Genomic DNA, 19,406 nt, shown 5'->3' with positions numbered 1-19,406 from the left:
GCCTTGTCGCGCGGCCTCGCCGCCGCTTGGGTTGGCCGGGGTGCGGGTTGGCCGGGGTTGGCCGCCGTGCGGGTCGGCGGCTCCGGTCAGCGGGCGACCGCCCAGGCCAGCACCCCCGCCAGGATCAGACCGTTGAGCCCGGCCAGGGCCAGGTACGCCGCAGGTGGAATCTTCTTGCCCCGGCGCAGGAAGGAGACCAGGACAGCGGCGTAGCCGAGCAGCAGGACGGCGATGACGACGAGGAAGTAGAACACCCGACGACTTTAGCGGCCCCGGCTGCGTAGACCGAGTTGGCGCAGCTCCAGAGCGGCCAGAGCGTCGACTGTCGCGTCGTCGCCGCGACGCCACGCCTCAGCGACGTCTGGGCCGATCCGGGTCAGTTGGCCCAGCGGCTGGGTGGCCAGGGCGCGCAGGGCGAGCAGGTCCCGGCCGGCCGGCCCGACGGCCAGCTTCGCGGCCGACCCGGCTCGGCGCATCCAGCGCAGCCGCAGCGGCAACCAACCGAAGAGCACGATGCCGAGCGGGAAGATCAGCACCGCGACGGCGAGGGCGAGGGCGAGCTGATCTACCAGGTGCTGCTGGTCGCGGCCGGCGTCGGCCAGCCCACGGGCCGCGTCGGCGGCCTGCCGGAACGGAGCGGTCAGCTCGTCGCCGACCAGTGGCACCCGGCCGACCTTCCCGCCGGCTTCGGCGAGGTTGTCGGCGAGGCCGCTGCCCGCGCCCTCCAGCTTCTGTCCGGGTACGGCGAGCTTCTGCACCAGGTCGTGCAGCCACAGCGCGCCGCGGATCGCCACGTACACCCAGGCGACGACGAGCAGGTCGGTGAGCAACTGACGGGCGGCTGTCGGAAACCGATCGGCATAGATCTTCACGCCGGACAGCGTGTCACGAACGGCCTTGGCGGGGCACCCGTGAAGTGAGCCCGGATCGCGATCGACCGGGCCGGTGGTCAGCGCGGGCAGGTCGGGCAGGTGCCGAAGATCTCCAGGGTGTGGCTGACGTCGGCGTAGCCGTGCTGCGCGGCGACCCGGTCGGCCCAGCTCTCCACGGCCGGCCCGGCCACCTCGACCGTACGCCCGCACACCCGGCAGACCAGGTGGTGGTGGTGCCCCTCGCTGCACCGGCGGTACAGGTGCTCGCCGCCCGGCGGACGCATCACGTCGATCTCACCGGCGTCGGCGAGCCCCTGGAGGGTGCGGTAGACGGTGGTCAGGCCGACCCGCTCGCCGCGCTGCCGCAGCATCGCGTGCAGGTCCTGGGCGCTGTGGAAGCCCTCCATTTCGCCCAGCAGCGCGCTCACCGCCGAACGCTGCCGGGTGTTGCGCACCGCGGCGCTGCTCTCGCTCATGATCCCTCCCCGGCGTGGCTGACCGCGTCCGCCACGATGTGCGCGACGTGCTCGTCGACCAGGCTGTAGGCGATCTCCCGGCCTCGGCGGGAGCCGCGCACCACGCCCGCTCCGCGCAACACCCGCAGGTGCTGGGAGACCAGTGGTTGCGCCGCGCCGAGCTTCTCCACCAACTCGTGCACGCACCGCTCGCCGTCGGCCAGCTCGCTGACGATGGCCAGCCGAATGGGAGCGGACAGGGCGCGGAGCAGTTCGCTGGCCCCGTCGAACCCGTCGTAGCCCGTCGCGCTGGTCATCCTGCAACGGTAACCAATACCACCGACGTCGCGCTGACCAGGCTCAGCTCAGCACGACCTCGTGAGGTTCCGGTGTCGGTACGGCGGTCGGCGTCGTCCGGCGGCGCACGACCCGCCAGACAGCGCCGGCCACGGCCACCACCAGGAACGAGGCGATCGCCACCAGCACCACCGAGGCGCCCGGCGCGGTGTCCGCCGTGGCCGCCACCCAGACACCCGAGCCGGCGGCGAAGAGCCCGAGCGCCATCGCGGCGGCCATCGTGCTGCGGAAACCCCGAGTGACCTGCTGGGCGGTGGCAACCGGCACCACCATCAACGCGCTGATCAGCAGCACGCCGACGGCCCGCATGGCGATGGTCACGGTGACCGCTGTGGCGACCGCGATCAGCAGGTTCAGCGTGCGGACCGGCAGGCCGGAGACCCGGGCGTACTCCTCGTCGTGACTGACCGCGAAGAGCGCCGGCCGCAACGCGATCATCGTGACCAGGATCGCCGCGCCGAGCACCGCGATGGTGGTCAGGTCGGCAGGCGAGATGGTGGTCAGCGACCCGAACAGGTAGGCGTTGAGGTTCGCGCTGGTCGCGTCGGAGAGGCCGACCAGGAGTACGCCGCCCGCGATGCCGCCGTAGAAAAGCAGAGCCAGAGCCAGATCACCGGAGGTACGCCCACGGGCCCGGACGATCTCGATGGCGATCGCGCCGATGGTGGCGGCGATCACCGCGACCAGCACCGGGGAGCGGTTGAGCAGCAACCCCGCGCCGACGCCGGTCAGCGCCACGTGCCCCACCCCATCGCCGATCAACGCCAGCCGGCGCTGCACCAGGTAGATGCCGAGCGCCGGCGCGGCCAGGCCGATCACCAGCGCGCCGATCAGGGCGCGCTGCATGTAGGGGTACTGGAAGAGTTCCATGGGTCAGTTGCTCCACAGCCCGGCGGGCTCGTCGTAGCAGTGCGGGTGCACGTGGTCGTGGTCGGGCTCCGCGTGATGGCCGGCCGGGTCGGGCACCGCGCCGTCGTGGGCGATGCGACCCTCGTGGACGACGACGGCCCGGCTGATCACCGGTCGCAGCGGGCCCAGCTCGTGGGCGACGAGCAGCACCGTTCCGCCGTCGGCGACGAAGTCGCGCAGCGCGCCGGCGAAGGCCTCCTGGCTGGCCGCGTCCACCCCGGCGGTGGGCTCGTCGAGCACCAGCAGCTCCGGCTGGCCGGCCAGGGCGCGGGCGATCAGGGTGCGTTGCTGCTGGCCGCCGGAGAGCGTGGACACCGGGTCACCGGCCCGGTCGGCGAGCCCGACCGCGTGCAGCGCGGCGTCGACGGCGGCCCGGTCGGCTCGACCCGGCGGACGAAGCACCCCTCGACGGGCCAGCCGGCCGGAGGCCACCACCTCCCGGACGGTCGCCGGTACGCCGCCGCCGGCGCCCAGGCGTTGCGGGACGTACCCGATGCGTGCCCACTGCCGGAACCGGCGCAACGGCCGGTCGAAGAGGGTGACCGAGCCGGCGCTGATCGGCACCAGCCCGAGCACGGCGCGGATCAGGGTGGACTTGCCCGAGCCGTTGGCGCCGAGGATGGCGACCACCTCGCCGGCGGTCACGGTGAGCGAGATGTCCCGGAGCACGGGGCGGCCGTCGTAGCCGACCACCCCGTGCTCGACGGTGATGACAGGTGAGGTCACGAGCAGCTCAAGGCCGTCTGCAGGGTCCGCAGGTTGGTGCGCATCACCGAAAGGTAGTCCCCGTTGCTGCCGGCGGCGAGCCCTTCGATCGGGTCGAGCACGGCGGTCTTCGCGCCGACCTGACCGGCGATGGTCTCGGCCACCTTCGGGCTGACCAGGGTCTCGAAGAAGATCGTGGTGGCCTGGTGCTCCTTGGCCTCCTCGATCACGTGCGCGAGGCGCTGCGGCGAGGGCTCGACGTCCGGGCTCAGCCCGGTGATACCGACCTGGTCGAGCTGGTAGCGGTCGGCGAGGTACCCGAACGCGGCGTGGCTGGTCACGATCTCCCGCCGCTGGCAGGTCGCCAGGCCGTGCTTGAACTCACCGTCCAGGGTCGTCAGGTCGGCGCGCAGGGCTGCCGCCCGAGCGGTGTAGTCGGCGGCGTGGTCCGGGTCGGCCTTGCCGAGCCGCTGGGCGAGCTGGTCGCCGATGCCGGCCAGCCGGGTCGGGTCGAGCCAGACGTGCGGGTCCTTGCCGCCGCTCTCCTCGGCGTGCCCCTCTTCGCCCTCGTGGTCGTGCCCGCCGGCGGACGCGTCCAACAGCGGCTGCACGCTCGTCACGTCGAACGCCCGGTCGCCGCCGTTCTGGGCCACGGCGTCGTCCACGGCCGGCTGGAACCCCTTGAGGTAGACGATCAGCTCCGCGTCGCTGACCTCTCCGACCTGGCTCGGGTTGAGCTCCAGGTCGTGCGGCTCGGCGCCGGGCTTGGCCAGGTTGGTGACCCGGACCGCGTCGCCGCCGATCCGTTCGGCCAGGAACTGGAGGGGGTAGAACGCGGCCACCACGTCGACTCGCTGGGGGTCGGCGCCGGCGGCGCCGCCGGTGGAGCAGCCGGCTCCGGCGCCCAGGGCGAGGAGGGCGGTCGTGGCGGCCAGGACACGGTACGTGGCGCGGTTGGTCATGTCGTCAACTGTCCGTGGCAACGATAATGATTGTCAAAAACGCATGATTGCATGTCAGAGGAGCTTCGCGAGACCCACAGTCACCAGCAGGGTGAGCATCACCAGCCGGATCAGCCGGGTCTGCGGCGCCTGAACCGCCCAGGTCGTCGCCAACAAGGCGATCAGGACCCCGGCGAGCGCGAGCGTGAGCAGCCCGCCGATCACCCCGGGCGTGAAGAACGCCACCAGCACCACCACCAGGGTGAGCAGGAACACCGACGTCGGGTTCGCCCCGGCCAACCGGGCGAGCAGAGGGCGCTGCGTACGCTGCATCCCACAGACTCTACGAGGAGGAACCCCCGGTGCTGGTGACCAACCGGTTCGTGGTCGACGTCGATGCCGCCGACGGCTTCACCGAACGGGCGCACGCCGCCCTCACCGCGCTGGCCGCCCGGCCCGGCTACCTGCGCGGCCAACTGGTCCGGGCGCTGGACGACCCCCGGCACTGGTCACTGGTCACCGAATGGGAGTCGGTCGGAACGTACCGGCGGGCGCTGGGCGCCTTCGACGTCAAGGTCAGCGCCGTGCCGCTGCTCGCCGAGTCCGTCGACGAGCCCTCCGCGTACGAGGCGCTGGCCACCGCCGCCCCCGGCGGGGCCGTGGTCGTCGCCGAGAGTGATCGGGCTGCGGGTCCTTACCGCTGAGCCGCCGGACACTACGCTGCTCCTATGACCGCACCCGCCCCGCCACCCGGTCCCGGGGTGGCTCCGCCGTTCGCCGCGCCGCCCACCGAGGGCCGTCGGACTCGGCTCTGGATCGGCCTCGGCGTCGGCGCGCTCGCCGTGGTGCTCTGCTGCGGCGGCGGTGGCACCGCCGTCGTCGGCCTGGCCGTCAGCGGAGTCCAGGCCATTCGGGAACAGGCCCGCACCGTGACCGGCGACTACTACCAGGCGCTGGTCGAGCGGAACTACGGGCGGGCGTACGACCAGCTCTGCGACGACGCGCAGCGGCGTGAGTCCCGGCCGGAGTTCGAACGGCGTGCCGCCGCCGAACCGCAGGTGACAGCGTTCCGGGTGGGCGAGGTGGACACCACCTACCTGACCGTGCCGGTCGACGTGACCCTCGACGGCGGCGACCGGGAGCGGCAACAGGTCAGCCTCGGGCAGGACGGGCAGACCGGCGGCGTGGAGGTCTGCGAGGTCAGCTGACCCGTCCCCGGTATTCTGCTGGGCTCGGGGCGACGGTGGTCGTACCGTTGTCCCGAACCGACCGTTCCATCCACATCTCGCCCCCGCCGACCGCCAGCCGGCGTAGGAGGAAACATGCCAGCCGACCGTATCGACGCCGTCGTCAGCCTCGCCAAGCGCCGAGGCTTCGTCTTCCCCTCCAGTGAGATCTACGGAGGCACCCGATCGGCGTGGGACTACGGTCCGCTCGGCGTGGAGCTCAAGGAGAACGTCCGCCGGCAGTGGTGGAAGACGATGGTCCAGCAGCGCGACGACGTCGTCGGCCTGGACTCCGCGGTGATCCTGTCCCGCAAGGTGTGGGAGGCGTCCGGCCACATCGCCGAGTTCGTCGACCCGCTCACCGAGTGCCAGTTCTGTCACAAGCGGTTCCGGGCTGACCACCTCGAAGAGGCGTACGCCGAGAAGCACGGCAAGCCGCTCACCTCGCTGGCCGAGCTGAATTGCCCCAACTGCGGCAACAAGGGCACCTTCACCGAGCCGAAGATGTTCAACGGCCTGATGAAGACCTACCTGGGCCCGGTGGAGAGCGACGAGGGGCTGCACTACCTGCGCCCGGAAACCGCGCAGGGCATCTTCGTCAACTACAAGAACGTCGAGACGGTCGCCCGCAAGAAGCCCCCGTTCGGCATCGCTCAGACCGGCAAGTCGTTCCGCAACGAGATCACCCCGGGCAACTTCATCTTCCGGACCCGCGAGTTCGAGCAGATGGAGATGGAGTTCTTCGTCGAGCCGGGCACCGACGAGCAGTGGCACGAGTACTGGCTCCAGGAGCGCTGGAACTGGTACCTCGACCTCGGCCTCTCGGCGGACAATCTGCGGCTGTTCGAGCACCCCAAGGAGAAGCTGTCGCACTACTCGAAGCGGACCGTGGACATCGAGTACCGCTTCCAGTTCGGTGGCACCGAGTTCGCCGAGCTTGAGGGTGTCGCCAACCGCACCGACTTCGACCTCTCCACGCACAGCAAGCACTCCGGCGTCGACCTGTCGTACTTCGACCAGAGCAAGAGTGAGCGCTGGATGCCGTACGTCATCGAGCCGGCCGCGGGTCTGACCCGCGCGGTGCTCGCCTTCCTGCTGGAGGCGTACGACGAGGACGAGGCGCCGAACACCAAGGGCGGCGTGGACAAGCGCACAGTGATGCGGTTCGACCCGAGGCTCGCCCCGGTCAAGGTGGCGGTGCTGCCGCTGTCCCGCAACGAGGCGCTGTCGCCCAAGGCCAAGGATCTCGCGACCCTGCTGCGCAAGCGCTGGGTGGTGGAGTTCGACGACTCGCAGGCGATCGGGCGTCGCTACCGGCGGCAGGACGAGATCGGCACCCCGTTCTGCGTCACCGTCGACTTCGACACCCTGGACGACAACGCGGTGACGGTGCGCAACCGGGACACCATGGCCCAGGAGCGCGTCTCCCTGGACCAGGTCGAGCGCTACCTGATCGAGCGTCTCCCGGGCTGCTGAGACTCTGCGCACGGGGCCTCGGCCGACGCGATGAGCGCCGGTCGGGGCCCCGTACACTTGTCCGGTGACTGCCTCGACCGTGCCCGCGCTGCGCCCGCTGATTCTCGGCCAGCACCAGGTGTGGCCGCCGGTCGTGCTCGCACCGATGGCTGGGATCACCAACATCGGGTTCCGTCGGCTCTGTCGCGAGCAGGGCGGCGGCATCTACGTCTGCGAGATGATCACCACTCGGGCGCTTGTCGAGCGCAACCCGAAGACGCTGCGCATGATCGCGTTCGGCGACGACGAAAAGCCCCGCAGTCTCCAGCTCTACGGCACCGATCCGGAGATCACCGCCGCCGCCGTGCGGATCGTCGTCGAGCGCAACCTGGCCGACCACATCGACCTCAACTTCGGCTGCCCGGTCCCCAAGGTCACCCGGCGTGGCGGCGGCGCCGCGCTGCCGTGGCGGCGCCGGCTCTTCGCGCGACTCGTGCGGGCCGCGGTGGCCGCCGCGTCACCGTCCGGCGTGCCGGTCACTGTCAAGATGCGCAAGGGTATCGACGACGACCACCTGACGTACGTCGAAGCCGGGCTCGCCGCCCAGGAGGCCGGCGTGGCAGCGGTGGCCCTGCACGGGCGCACGGCCTCGCAGCGCTACTCGGGCACCGCCGACTGGGACGCGATCGCCACCCTGAAGCAGGCCCTCGATGTGCCGGTGCTCGGCAACGGCGACATCTGGGAGGCCGACGACGCGCTGCGCATGGTGGCCCACACCGGCGTCGACGGCGTGGTCATCGGGCGCGGCTGCCTGGGCCGGCCGTGGCTCTTCGCCGACCTGGAGGCCGCCTTCAACGGTCGGCCGGAGCGGCGGCTACCCACCCTCGGTGAGGTGGCCGTGACCATGCGCCGGCACGCCGAGCTGCTGGTCGACCAGTTCACTGCCGGCGCCCGCAACCCGGCCCGAGGTGAACGGGACGGCTGCACCGACTTCCGCAAGCACGTCGCCTGGTACCTCAAGGGCTTCCCCGTCGGCGGTGAGCTGCGGCGCTCGCTGGCGATGATCGAAAGCCTGGCCCAGCTCGACGACCTGCTCGGCAAGCTCGACCCGGCGGAGCCGTTCCCGATGACCGCCCTCGGGCAGCCGCGCGGGCGTACCAACTCGCCCGGCAAGGTCTTCCTGCCGGAGGGTTGGCTGGCCAGCCGGGACGACGACACGGTCCCCGAGGGTGCCGAGATGGACGACTCCGGCGGCTGAGTCCTCGATCCTCGTGGGGTCGTCGCCGTCGGATCTTCTTCGCAGGCTCCCGGCCCGGTTCGGCCGGGAGCAGGGGGCGGACGTAGGGGTGCGGCACGCTATCGAGCTGATGTCGTAAACGAGTCATGACCTGGGCTCGGCCGTCCGCCGTTCGGCGGTGCCACTGACTCGCGCTGCCCTGTGGTTGCCGCGACCGCTTGTTGTTCTGTGGTTGCCGCGACCGCTTGTTGTTCTGTGGTTGCCGCGACCGCTTGTTGTTCTGCGGTTGCCGCGACCGCTTGTTGCTCTGCGGCTACCACCACCGTTGCCGTCACCGTTTGCCCTGCGATTGCCGTGGCGAGTTGCCCTGCGGTGCCGTCACCGTGTTGCCCTGTAAGTCCCGTTGCGACGTTGCTTCGCGGCTGCCCTGGCGACGCTGATTCGTCTACGACATCAGCTCCAAAGGACCCGTGACGCAACCAACGGCCCCGCGCCGGGTACTCGTCGCCGAGATCCGCGCAATATCAGGGATCTTGCGGTCTCCGGCGAGTCGGAGGCAGCAACATCGGAGATCTTGTTCGGATCTTGGGCGCGGGGCGCGGGGCGCGGGGCGCGGGGCGCGGGGCGCGGGGCGCGGGGCGCGGGGCGCGGGGCGCGGACCTGGACATGCGGAAGGGCCGGACCCCGTGGTGGGGTCCGGCCCTTCCGAGTTGGGTGGTGCTCAGCTGGTGGCGTAGCCGCGGGTGGCGATCCAGTCCGCGAGGTGCTCGATGGTGACCTCGTACGAGGCGGTGTTCGGGTCGGCGGAGTCGGCGATCTTGACGATGTTGCCGTTGTCGCGGTAGCCGACGACGCTGATGTAGTGCCCACCCTCGAAGGAGTGGATACCACCGTCGGTGTCGGTGGCGGTGCCGGCGATGTTGGCGACCACGGCCCGACCGTCGTCGACGGTCTTGACGACGTCGGCGCGAAGCTTGTCGGTCTGCTTCTCATCGGCCTTGGGGGTGCTGATCTCGACGGAGTGGTAGGCGTCCTTCTTGCCGGTCTCCTTGTTCAGCACGGGGGTGATGTCGTTGATGGAGTTGGTGCCGGCCTCGGTGGTGCCCATCTCCTTGGCCATGGCGTCCACGCTGATGTCCTTGCCCTGTACGGACAGGGCGTTGCGGGTGGCGGCGGGGCCGCAGTAGTAGAAGTTCGGCTGCGCCTCGTAGCGCACGCCCAGCTGACGCTCACCGTGGCCCTTGCGGTCGGTCTGCGCCTGCGAAGCCGGCTTGCTGGTGGTGGGTGCGGCGAACGCGGTGGTCACGGGGCCGGCGATGGCGCCTCCGGTGAACGCGAGGCCGGCGGCGGTCAGGGCGGTCTTACGGATCAGATCGGTACGCATGATGGCGTGCTCCTCTGCCTCGGGGGATTTCCACACCCACACCCGGGGGTGAGTGGTGGTGTGGGGAAAGTTCGTCTGCCCGGCGACCCGCAACGGGGGTCGGCGTCGGGACGGGGTGTAACGGGTGCCGGTGGCGGATCATTCCGCCTACCCGCTAGGGGCCGGCCGTTGTGGTGCTCGGCCGTTCGGGGGTGTAACCGGGGCGGCCTGCCGGGTGTTCCCGGCGGCTGTTCCGGCGGCCGGCCCGCGGTGACCCGGGCTGCTGCGGTCGTCTGCCACGTATAACGACCCGGCCCGGCCCACGATTCCGCCGCCGGGGTGGCCCCGGCCACCCGACACGCACCATCAAATCGGATGAACCGCCCGCCGCGCTGGCTGGACGATACGGACACGCCGGGCGAGATGGGGTGATCGACGGAATCCTGCAAGTCGCGTGCCACGGACATCCCGACGGCATGACCATGGCGGGGCATCATCGCCCATCAAGGGGACGAGCGGGGCAGCCATCGTGAAAATGGTCGGCCATTTCCCGCCTGCGTCCTTGGCGGGCCGCCTGGGTCGGGCCGGCGCGGGGGGCAGGGTGCCGTGTGGGCTGGGCCGGTCTCGGGCAGGGCGCCGTGATCGGGTCCTTTCTGATGTGTGAATTGCTCCCATTGGTGCGGGCGAGGGCGGGATTGCGCCACGCGAGGTGCGGCGGCGACCAATTCGCGTACGCACCAATGCTCTGCTGTCGGAACGGGCTTCGCCGCGTCCCGCGCCACACCGTCGGAAACGGTCGAATTCGAGCGAGTCGCACTGCGGTCGCTTGCCGCGAGCGCCAGTGGCCAAGCCCGGCCATCGTTGCCAACCGACCAAAATGGTCGATCTGCTCTGGATTCGACCTCAATTTTATCAACGAAATTGCGTATGGTTAAACGCAGTGGATCTATGTATTGTCTGCCGCAAGACTTCTTGGGCTGCTCTACGGGGGTGCGGCTGTGGTTCTACTTCGTCATGCCTGGCTGGCAAATATTACGGCCGGCACCCTTTTGGCGGGCGCGATAGCGGTTGTCGGGGCGAGCGGTCAAGCCACCGCTGCCCCCGAATCGGACCGTTGTTCCGCAGCCGCCACCGGCGGTGCGGCAATGGCGCCGTCCGAGAATGCAGCGATCTCGCTCGCACGCACCTGCGAGACGTCGGTCGAAGTGCTGGCGGCAGCCTCGGAGACCACGAAGGTCTTCGCGCAACCCTCCGGTGAACTCACCCTAGAGTCGTGGGCCGAGCCGCAGTGGGCAAAGGTCGGTAGTCGTTGGCGGGGGATCGACACGACGTTGGCGGTCGGTGGCGACGGTCGCGTCCGTCCGGTCGCCTCCACGGCCGACGTGGTCTTCTCCCAGGGCGGACAAGGCCCGTTCGCCACCATGACCGGCGCTGGCGCGGACTTCTCGCTCGGGTGGCCGAGCGCGCTGCCGCAGGGCGTCATCCACGGCGACACGATCACCTACCCGAACGTCTATCCGGACGTCGACCTGGTGGTGCGTGCCGAACGCGGGGGCTTCTCGCACCTGCTGGTGGTCAAGAGTGCTGTGGCGGCGAAGAACCCGGCAGTCCGGGAGACGCGGTTCGTCCTCGGCGGATCGGCCGACGTGGCGGTGACCGACAATCGCGTCACCATCTCCGGTCCGGGTGGGTTGTTCGCGGCTGCCCCGCCGGCGATGGCATGGGACTCGACGGCGGCGACTGGTGAGCCCTCCGCCGGGAAGCGGGGTGCCGGGACCCTCGACTCCAGCCGGGAAAGCGCCGTGACCAGCTCCAGTGTCAGTGGTCCGTCCGACGCCGCTGCGGTGGCTCGGGTCGACGTACGTGTCGACAAAGGATCACTCACAGTGGCCGTTGACCCGGCGGTGTTGAGCGGAACGCAGTTCCCGGTCTTCATCGACCCGAGCTATGACATGAAGTGGGCCAGGTGGGCCCCCGTGAATGATTCCAACGGAAACACCCAGTGGACCTCGGGTAGTTCCTGGCCCCGCGAGGTGGCCCGCGTCGGCTCAAATTGGGACGACCACGGGGACATCTGGCGGTCGCATTTCTACTTCGATATCTCAGCGATGTCGGGCCGGCGTCTCGTGAATACGACGAGTGTCGACGCGTACCTGGTGCACACGGGTAACTGTAATGAGTCTGTCGGCATCTGGCAGACGAACTCATTGGCAAGCAGCACTCCCACCTGGAATGGCATGGCCGGTACGTGGCTGCATGAAGGGCCGCTGCAGACCAAGACGGTCGGGGCCAACTGCGGTCAGTCGGCCAATTGGCAGAGTTTCAACGGAGGAAACGTCGGCTACCACGTCCAGCGGCACGCGAACGCAGGCGCTGCCTCGATAACCTTCGGCCTCAGGATGGGGAACGAGAGTGGTGGACACTGGGCCAAGTTCGATCCGGCCAACGTCAGATTGAAGGCGACGTACCAGTCCCGGCCTTCCTCTCCGGTGGCGATCCGCACGTCGCCCGGAGGCAACTGCAGCACGACGTCACCGGGGCCATGGGTCAACGTCCCCACTCCGACGCTCTACGGCAAGGCCAGCGACGGCGACGGCTCGGTGAAGGTGCAGTTCGACATCAACGGTCCGACCAACCCCCCTGACCACACCTCGGCATGGACCACCTCCGGCGTCGAGCGTGGATGGACCGCCCCCGCTCTCGTCGACGGGGCCTACAACTGGCGGGTGCGGGGTTACGACGACGTGGACGGCGAGGCCACCGGTTGGACGGGATACTGCTATTTCCGGGTCGACCACACCGCTCCCACCACGCCAGTGGTCACCCGCGTCTCGGGCACCCCGGTCGCCGGCGCGCCTGTGACACTCAGCTTCACCTCCGCTGACGCCATGTCCGGCGTCAAGCAGTTCGCCTACGGCATCGGCACCGACGCGATGCAGGCCTTCCAGGCATCCGGCGGCACGACGACCGTCACCTTCACTCCGGAGGTCGGCCGAACTGTCGTCTACGTCTGGGCGCAGGACAACGCCGGCAACTACTCGGCGCGGACCGCGTTCAACTTCTTCACCGGACGGATCACCCAAGCCCAGCCACAGGCCACCTGGAGGCTCGATGGGAACGGATTCGACGACTCGGGACAGGGACGCGATCTGACCCTCGGCAGTGGGGTCAGCTATGGCGCCGATCGCAAGGGAGTGCCGGGTGCCGCCCTCGCTATGAGCGGTGCGGGTTGCGCGAGGAGTGCACCGACGGTTCGCACCGACGCGGAGTACACCGTCTCCGGTTGGGTGAACCTGGCCGACAAGTCTTCCCTCCGTACCGTGTTCGCTCAGGTCGGTACGGCACGGCCTTCGTTCTACCTCCTCTACCACCACGTCCATGACCGCTGGGAGCTGGCCGTGACCGGCGGCGACTTTGACGGGTCGCCCTTCGCCAGCATCTACGCGCCGACGTCCACGCCGCTTGGCCAGTGGCAGCATGTGGCGGCCACTGTGGACCCGGTGGCGCGGATCATGCGGCTGTACGTGAATGGGCAGTTCGCGTCCGAGGGTGAAATTCCGTTCACGCCATGGAACGCGAAGAGCCGCTTCCTTGTCGGTTGCTTCGGGAGCGCGGATTCGGAGTTGTACCACCTGATCGGCGGGATCGACCACGTCGGCGTCTGGCAGGGCCTGCTCTCCGAGGAACAGATCGCCCGTGCCGCCGCCGAACTGCCCGCCGGCCTGGTCGGCGACTGGCAGCTGCGCGGTAGTGGCGCCGAGGCCACCGGCCGATCCTCCGACGCGGTGGTGCCGGAGGACGTGCCGTGGGTCGAGGACCAGCACGGCCGGGTCGCGTCCGCACTGAGACTGAACGGCCAGCAGCAGTGCGCTACGACGAGCGGGCCTGCGGTGCGGACCGACGAGTCATTCACGATCGCGACGTGGGTCAAGGTGGACGACCCGGGTCTGGGCAACCAGACGGTCATCGGTCAGGACGGCGAACGACACAGCGGCTGGTATCTCGGCACGCGGGTGTTGGACGGCACCCACTACTGGGGCTTCCTGATGATGGACGTCGATTCCGACGGCTCCTCGGCGCCGTGGGCGAGATCCCCCGCTGGTATGGCTGCCGACGTGGGTAGGTGGACCCATCTGACTGGCGTCTACGACGCCACAGCCCAGCGGATGACCCTGTATGTCAACGGTGTCCTGGCCTCGTCGGCCCCAAGGCTGGCGGCACCCTGGCAGGCCAACGGGCCGGTCACCATCGGCTGTGCGAAGTACACAGGTATTCCTGTGGATCACGTCGTGGGGTCGGTCAGTGGTGTGCAGGCCTGGCAGGGCGCCCTCACCGCCGCCCAGGTGGCCGCCGCGCACGGAGGTAACCCGGGGGTGAAGCTGGAGGGTCTGTGGCCGCTGGACGGGCCGGCCAGCGACACGCCGACATACCTGACCGACACGTCCGGCAACGGCCGCGACCTGACCATCACCGGCCCGTACGCCTGGGCACGCGATCGGGGCTTCGGTCGGGACGGTGCCCTGGGCCTGGAGTTGGCCGAGAACTCCTGCGCGGAGGCTCCGGGTCCGCTCGTGCGTACCGACGCATCGTTCACCCTGACCGCCTGGGTGCTGCTCGAGAAGGCCACCGGGCACCACACGGTGATGTCGCAGATATCCAATGGCAATACCGCCCTTTATCTCGGCTACCACCCGGGCGCCAATCGATGGCACTTCGGCATGCCGGACTCGACGGCAGCGGATGCCGTCTGGCACAACTCGGAGTCGCAGCAGCCACCGGCCCTCGGCAAGTGGACGCACCTCGCCGGTGTGTACGACCTCGGCGCCGGCAAGGTCCGCCTGTACGTCGACGGCGTCGCGCAGGGCGAGGTTGACGGCCCGGTCACTCCCTGGATGGCTCCCGGGCCAACCCTGATCGGCTGCGGCGGGGACACCAGCGGGAGCCGTCACTCGCGGCTCGGTGGCGTCGTCGACGACGTACGGATCTGGACCTCCACGCTTGCCCCGGAACGGATCGCCGACCTCGCCGCCGGCTGATCGCCCCGAGTGTGGCCGGAGATCCGCCGTTCGGGCGGGATGCGGCGGGCGTGGTGGACCATGCCCGCCGCATCGCAGCGCGGACCGCGTGGCGGACCTGGCCGGGCTGCGAGGGGAGCTGACGGACCGGCTGCTCGTCTAGCGATCGAACGTCGTTTCGAGGCTCGCGTCGCGCGGTGCGGGAAGTGCCGGCCCGGTGGGCCAGGGGACCTCGGGCGCGCGGTGGAAGGTGATTCCGGCCGCCGTCCAGCGCGGGCCCTGGCCGGCCAGGCGGTCGCGGAAGTCGGCCCAGTCGTGGCTTGCCCGGGGTGACCAGCCCAACTCGGCGATGGCCGGGAGGCGGGGCAGGAGCAGCAGTTCGATGTCGGCCAGCGAGGTGACCGATTCGGTCCAGAGCGGGGCCTCCACACCGAGAACCGCCTCGGTGGGTACGCCGGGGACGTGCGTGCCCGGATCCCAGTCGTACGCCTTTCGCACGTCGATGAGGCCGGCCCAGTCGTGCCCGATCGGGGTGTCCGGGGCGTACTTCATGTCCAGGTAGGCGTGGTTGCCGGGGGAGACGATCAGCCGGGCACCCCTGCGTACGGCCTCGACGGTGGTGGGGTCCTCGCCGTTCGTGCCCCACCACTGCAGGACCCGCCCGTCGAGGTGGGCGGCTGGCGCGAGCTGGTGCCAGCCGACGACGGTCTTGCCGAGGTCGGCCACGATGCGCTGGACCCGCTCGACGAAACCGGTGTAGACCTCGCCCTTGACCTTGAACGCCTCGTCGCCGCCGATGTGCAGCCAGGGGCCGGGGGTGAGCGCGGCCACCTCGCCCAGCACGTCGGCGACGAAGTCGTACGTGCGCTCGTCGGCGGGGTCGACGTAGCTGAAGCCGACCTCGGTGCCGGTGTACGGCGGCGGTGCGATCTTGTCCGGTGCCAGTTCCGGGTACGCGACCAGCGCCGAGTTGGTGTGCCCCGGCAGGTCGATCTCCGGGACGACGGTGATGTGGCGGGCTGCCGCGTAGGAGACGATCCGCGCGTAGTCGGCCTTCGTGTAGTGCCCGCCGGGGCCGCCGCCGACCTCGGTCGTCCCGCCGATGCTGGTCAGCTTCGGCCAGGAGTCGACGGTGATGCGCCAGCCCTGGTCGTCGGTGAGGTGCAGGTGCAGGTGGTTGAGCTTGTAGCGGGCCAGGTGGTCGACCACCCGCAGCACGTCCTCGACGGCGAAGAAGTGCCGCGCGACGTCGAGCATCGCGCCCCGGTAGGGGAACCGGGGTGCGTCGGTGATGGTCCCGCCGGGCAGCACCCAGCGTTCGGTGACCGGGGTGGAGCTCTCGATCGCCGCTGGCAGCAGTTGGCGCAGCGTCTGTACGCCGTAATGGAGGCCGGCGGCGGTGGCGGCGGTGAGGTTCACCCCGTCGGTGGCGATGTCGAGTCGGTAGCCCTCCGCGCCGAGGTCGGCGCTGCCGTCGAGCACCAGCGCGATGCCACCGGCGGGCTCCGGCGTGGTGGCGTCGGTTACCGGCAGCGGGTAGCCGGTGGCCAGGCGCAGGAGCTGGGCGAGCTGCTCGGCGACCGCCAACGCGGCGGGGTCGGCGCTGGACGTGATGACGGCTTCGGCTGGGAGGGTCCAGTCGGCGGTCGGGTCCGGCTGGACCTGCTGTGGGGCGGGCACGACGTCGGCCAGCCGGTGGGGGGCCGCCGGGGCGAGCAACGCGCCCGCTGTCTGCTCGGCCGTGCGGGCCAGCGTGGCCGCGTCCGGTTCCCCCGCCGAGCGCGGTGTGGGGACGGCGGTGGGGCCGGGGGAGGGGGTGGTCGACACGGCGGCGACTCCGGGGGTGTATTCGCGTCGGTTATGGCAAAAGTGAGGTTCACCGGCTGGCGTGCCGTCAAGCGTACGACGCTCGGCCGGATGCGTGATGGTGCGCATGGAAGCGTTCCCAAAAACCGGTACGAACACGGATAGTCGTGATAGCTGTGCCAATTGTCACCGAACGGTCCCAGGTCACTCGATGGTCGCTTAACCTTCGCCCACCGATCGACGTTGACCCCGGGATTACCGGCGGTCCGTCCCGGGGAAGAAGAAAACTGAACCTTCGTTAAGTGTCAATCCGGCGCGTGTGTTGTGGAGGCTCTGGTGGCAGCGCAAGAGACCGTCGATCACAAGTACGTCTACGACTTCTCCGAAGGCAACAAGGAGCTCAAGGAGTTGCTCGGCGGCAAGGGGGCAAACCTCGCCGAGATGACCAATCTGGGCCTGCCCGTTCCGCCCGGCTTCACCATCACCACCGAGGCGTGCCAGGCGTACCTCGCGACGGGACGGGAGCCGGACGGGCTCGCCGGTCAGATCGAGGCGCACCTGGAGTCGCTGGAGCGCGCGATGGGCAAGCGCCTCGGTGACCCGCAGGACCCACTGCTGGTCTCCGTCCGCTCCGGTGCCAAGTTCTCCATGCCCGGCATGATGGAGACCGTCCTCAACGTCGGTCTCAACGACCAGAGCGTGGAAGGACTCGCAGCCCAGGCCGGCAACAACGAGCGGTTCGCCTGGGACTCCTACCGGCGACTCATTCAGATGTTCGGCAAGACCGTCTGCGAGGTGCCGGGTGAGGAGTTCGAGCACGCGCTCGACGAGGCCAAGCACGCCAAGGGCACCCACAACGACCTGGATCTGGACGCCGACGACCTGCGAGGGCTGGTTGACGCGTACAAGAAGATCTTCTTGAAGCACACCGGCCGGGAGTTCCCGCAGCAGCCGCGCGAACAGCTCGACCTGGCCATCCGGGCGGTCTTCGAGTCGTGGAACGCCGAGCGCGCCGTGCTCTACCGCCGTCAGGAGCGCATCCCGGCCGAGCTGGGCACCGCTGTCAACGTGGTGACGATGGTCTTCGGCAACCTCGGGCCCGACTCCGGCACCGGTGTCGCGTTCACCCGTGACCCGGCCAGCGGGGCGCAGGGCATCTACGGCGACTACCTGGCCAACGCCCAGGGTGAGGACGTGGTCGCCGGCATCCGCAACACGGTGCCGTTGCAGGAGTTGGAGCAGCTCGACAAGGCGTCCTACGACGAGCTGCTCGGCATCATGGCCCGGCTGGAGGAGCACTACAAGGACCTCTGCGACATCGAGTTCACCATCGAACGCGGCAAGCTGTGGATGTTGCAGACCCGGGTCGGCAAGCGCACCGCCGCCGCCGCGTTCGTCATCGCCGGGCAGCTCGTCGACGAGGGCCTGATCGACCTGGACGAGGCGCTGCACCGGGTCAACGGCGCGCAACTGGCCCAGCTGATGTTCCCGCGCTTCCAGCTCGACCACGAGTTCCAGCCGGTCGCCACTGGCATCGGCGCGTCGCCGGGCGCGGCGTCCGGCACTGTGGTCTTCACCTCCGCCCGAGCCGTCGAGCTGGCCGCCGAGGGGAAGTCGGTGATCCTGGTGCGCCGGGAGACCAACCCGGACGACCTGAACGGCATGATCGCCGCGAAGGGCATCCTCACCTCGCGCGGCGGCAAGACCAGCCACGCCGCGGTGGTGGCCCGGGGCATGGGCAAGACCTGCGTCTCCGGTGCCGACGAGATCGAGGTGAACGTGCCGGCGAAGCGGTTCACTGTCGCCGGCCAGACCGTCGCCGAGGGCGATGTGGTGTCCATCGACGGCACCACCGGCAAGGTCTACCTCGGCGAGGTGCCGGTCATGCCCTCCGAGGTCGTGCAGTACTTCGAGGGCAGCCTCGACCCCGAGCACGTCGACAACGCGCTGGTCCGGGCCGTACACCGGATCATGACGCACGCCGACGGCAAGCGGCGGCTGGCGGTCCGCACGAACGCCGACACCGGCGCGGACGCCGCCCGGGCCCGGCGCTTCGGCGCCGAGGGCATCGGGTTGTGCCGCACCGAGCACATGTTCCTCGGTGACCGGCGGGAGCTGGTCGAGCGGCTGATCCTGGCCCGGGCCCCGGGTGAGCGGGAGGCGGCGCTGGCGGCGCTGCTGCCGTTGCAGCGGGCCGACTTCGAGGAGATCTTCCGCGAGATGGACGGCCTGCCGGTCACCGTCCGGCTCATCGACCCGCCGTTGCACGAGTTCCTGCCGCCGTTGGAGCAGCTCGCCGTCAACGTGGCGGTCGCGCAGGAACGCGGCGAGGACGTGGCCAAGGAGGAGGCGCTGCTCGCCGCCGTCCGGCGGATGCACGAGGAGAACCCGATGCTCGGGCTGCGGGGTGTACGCCTTGGCCTGGTCATCCCCGGCCTGTTCGCGATGCAGGTCCGCGCCATCGCCGAGGCGGCGGTCAGTTGCGCCCGCGACGGGGGCGCGGCCAAGCCGGAGATCATGGTGCCGCTGGTCGGGGCGGTGCAGGAGCTGGAGACGGTTCGCGCCGAGGCCGAGAAGATCATTGCCGAGGTGGTCGGGGACAGCGGCGTCGAGGTGCTGATCGGCACCATGATCGAGGTGCCCCGGGCGGCCCTGACCGCCGGGCAGATCGCTGAGGCCGCCGAGTTCTTCTCCTTCGGCACCAACGACCTGACCCAGATGGGCTGGGGCTTCTCGCGCGACGACGTCGAGGGCGCGTTCTTCTGGCGCTACCTGGAGTTGGGCATCTTCGGTATCTCGCCGTTCGAGTCGATCGACCGTGACGGTGTCGGCCGGCTGGTGCGGATCGCCGCCGAGGAGGGCCGGGCCGCCCGCCCCGGGCTCAAGCTCGGTGTCTGCGGTGAGCACGGCGGTGACCCGGACTCGGTGCACTTCTTCCACGAGGTCGGCCTGGACTACGTGTCCTGTTCGCCGTTCCGGGTGCCGGTGGCCCGGCTGGAGGCCGGTCGGGCGGTCGTGGAGACCGGCGGGTCGGACAGCCGTTGACGCACGCCGGCGGCGGCCCG

General features: G+C 70.0%; 16 protein-coding genes. 6 read left to right on the top strand and 10 right to left on the bottom strand.

Annotation, left to right across the window (positions count from 1 at the left end):
- Positions 1-86: 86 nt before the first annotated feature.
- The 8 genes from ACGF3C_RS16565 to ACGF3C_RS16530 all read right to left on the bottom strand — a co-directional run bounded on the left by ACGF3C_RS16565 (position 87) and on the right by ACGF3C_RS16530 (position 4,572).
- Positions 87-254 carry a hypothetical protein gene (locus tag ACGF3C_RS16565; RefSeq protein WP_355009250.1) on the bottom strand — a complete coding sequence of 56 codons (168 nt, stop codon included), beginning with the start codon at positions 252-254 and terminating at the stop codon, positions 87-89.
- Positions 255-263: 9 nt separating this feature from the next.
- Positions 264-872, bottom strand: coding sequence for a hypothetical protein (locus tag ACGF3C_RS16560; RefSeq protein ID WP_355009249.1), 609 nt, complete (start codon positions 870-872; stop codon positions 264-266).
- Positions 873-949: 77 nt separating this feature from the next.
- Complete coding sequence (locus ACGF3C_RS16555) at positions 950-1,348, bottom strand: Fur family transcriptional regulator (RefSeq protein WP_091409697.1); 399 nt, start codon at positions 1,346-1,348, stop codon at positions 950-952.
- Positions 1,345-1,644 carry a metalloregulator ArsR/SmtB family transcription factor gene (locus ACGF3C_RS16550; RefSeq protein ID WP_088988100.1) on the bottom strand — a complete coding sequence of 100 codons (300 nt, stop codon included), beginning with the start codon at positions 1,642-1,644 and terminating at the stop codon, positions 1,345-1,347. Before ACGF3C_RS16550 ends, ACGF3C_RS16555 begins: the two co-directional genes overlap by 4 nt.
- Positions 1,645-1,687: 43 nt before the next feature.
- Positions 1,688-2,554, bottom strand: coding sequence for a metal ABC transporter permease (locus ACGF3C_RS16545; RefSeq protein ID WP_357206258.1), 867 nt, complete (start codon positions 2,552-2,554; stop codon positions 1,688-1,690).
- Between the two features lie 3 nt (positions 2,555-2,557).
- The gene (locus ACGF3C_RS16540; protein WP_393222682.1) at positions 2,558-3,319 is read right to left on the bottom strand and encodes a metal ABC transporter ATP-binding protein; all 762 of its coding nucleotides are present in this window, start codon (positions 3,317-3,319) and stop codon (positions 2,558-2,560) included.
- Complete coding sequence (locus ACGF3C_RS16535) at positions 3,316-4,260, bottom strand: metal ABC transporter substrate-binding protein (RefSeq protein WP_357225810.1); 945 nt, start codon at positions 4,258-4,260, stop codon at positions 3,316-3,318. Before ACGF3C_RS16535 ends, ACGF3C_RS16540 begins: the two co-directional genes overlap by 4 nt.
- Positions 4,261-4,314: 54 nt before the next feature.
- A complete protein-coding gene (locus ACGF3C_RS16530; protein ID WP_030338196.1) occupies positions 4,315-4,572 on the bottom strand; it encodes a hypothetical protein in 258 nt (85 codons plus the stop codon).
- 29 nt (positions 4,573-4,601) lie between these two features.
- Here ACGF3C_RS16530 and ACGF3C_RS16525 point away from each other — a divergent pair, with 29 nt between their 5' ends.
- The 4 genes from ACGF3C_RS16525 (at position 4,602) to dusB (ending at position 8,178) form a co-directional block, all read left to right on the top strand.
- Positions 4,602-4,943 (top strand): antibiotic biosynthesis monooxygenase, encoded by a 342-nt coding sequence (locus ACGF3C_RS16525; RefSeq protein WP_357225814.1) that lies wholly within the window; start codon positions 4,602-4,604, stop codon positions 4,941-4,943.
- A gap of 24 nt (positions 4,944-4,967) precedes the next feature.
- Positions 4,968-5,447, top strand: coding sequence for a hypothetical protein (locus tag ACGF3C_RS16520; RefSeq protein WP_112589144.1), 480 nt, complete (start codon positions 4,968-4,970; stop codon positions 5,445-5,447).
- Between the two features lie 114 nt (positions 5,448-5,561).
- On the top strand, positions 5,562-6,941 hold the full coding sequence (locus ACGF3C_RS16515) for a glycine--tRNA ligase (RefSeq protein ID WP_091409675.1): 1,380 nt from the start codon (positions 5,562-5,564) through the stop codon (positions 6,939-6,941).
- A gap of 64 nt (positions 6,942-7,005) precedes the next feature.
- The gene (dusB, locus tag ACGF3C_RS16510) at positions 7,006-8,178 is read left to right on the top strand and encodes a tRNA dihydrouridine synthase DusB (RefSeq protein WP_393222676.1); all 1,173 of its coding nucleotides are present in this window, start codon (positions 7,006-7,008) and stop codon (positions 8,176-8,178) included.
- A 700-nt stretch (positions 8,179-8,878) separates the two neighbouring features.
- On the opposite strand, the gene ACGF3C_RS16505 is transcribed toward dusB, so the two are convergent.
- Entirely contained in the window at positions 8,879-9,541 is a 663-nt protein-coding gene (locus ACGF3C_RS16505; RefSeq protein WP_393222673.1) for a C39 family peptidase, read from the bottom strand.
- 1,124 nt (positions 9,542-10,665) lie between these two features.
- On the opposite strand from ACGF3C_RS16505, the gene ACGF3C_RS16500 reads away from it, so the two are divergent.
- Entirely contained in the window at positions 10,666-14,556 is a 3,891-nt protein-coding gene (locus tag ACGF3C_RS16500; RefSeq protein ID WP_393222670.1) for a LamG domain-containing protein, read from the top strand.
- Between the two features lie 138 nt (positions 14,557-14,694).
- On the opposite strand, the gene ACGF3C_RS16495 is transcribed toward ACGF3C_RS16500, so the two are convergent.
- Positions 14,695-16,470, bottom strand: coding sequence for a beta-N-acetylhexosaminidase (locus ACGF3C_RS16495; RefSeq protein ID WP_393222667.1), 1,776 nt, complete (start codon positions 16,468-16,470; stop codon positions 14,695-14,697).
- 207 nt (positions 16,471-16,677) lie between these two features.
- On the opposite strand from ACGF3C_RS16495, the gene ppdK reads away from it, so the two are divergent.
- Positions 16,678-19,386: a pyruvate, phosphate dikinase gene (gene ppdK, locus ACGF3C_RS16490; protein WP_357233186.1), complete on the top strand. Its 2,709-nt coding sequence runs from the start codon at positions 16,678-16,680 to the stop codon at positions 19,384-19,386.
- Positions 19,387-19,406 lie beyond the last annotated feature (20 nt).

This window comes from Micromonospora sp. NPDC047762, assembly GCF_043204655.1.
In the GTDB taxonomy this organism is placed as follows: Bacteria; Actinomycetota; Actinomycetes; order Mycobacteriales; family Micromonosporaceae; genus Micromonospora.
The sequence above is the reverse complement of the archived record's forward strand: the minus strand, read 5'-3'. Positions and strand labels throughout refer to the sequence as shown.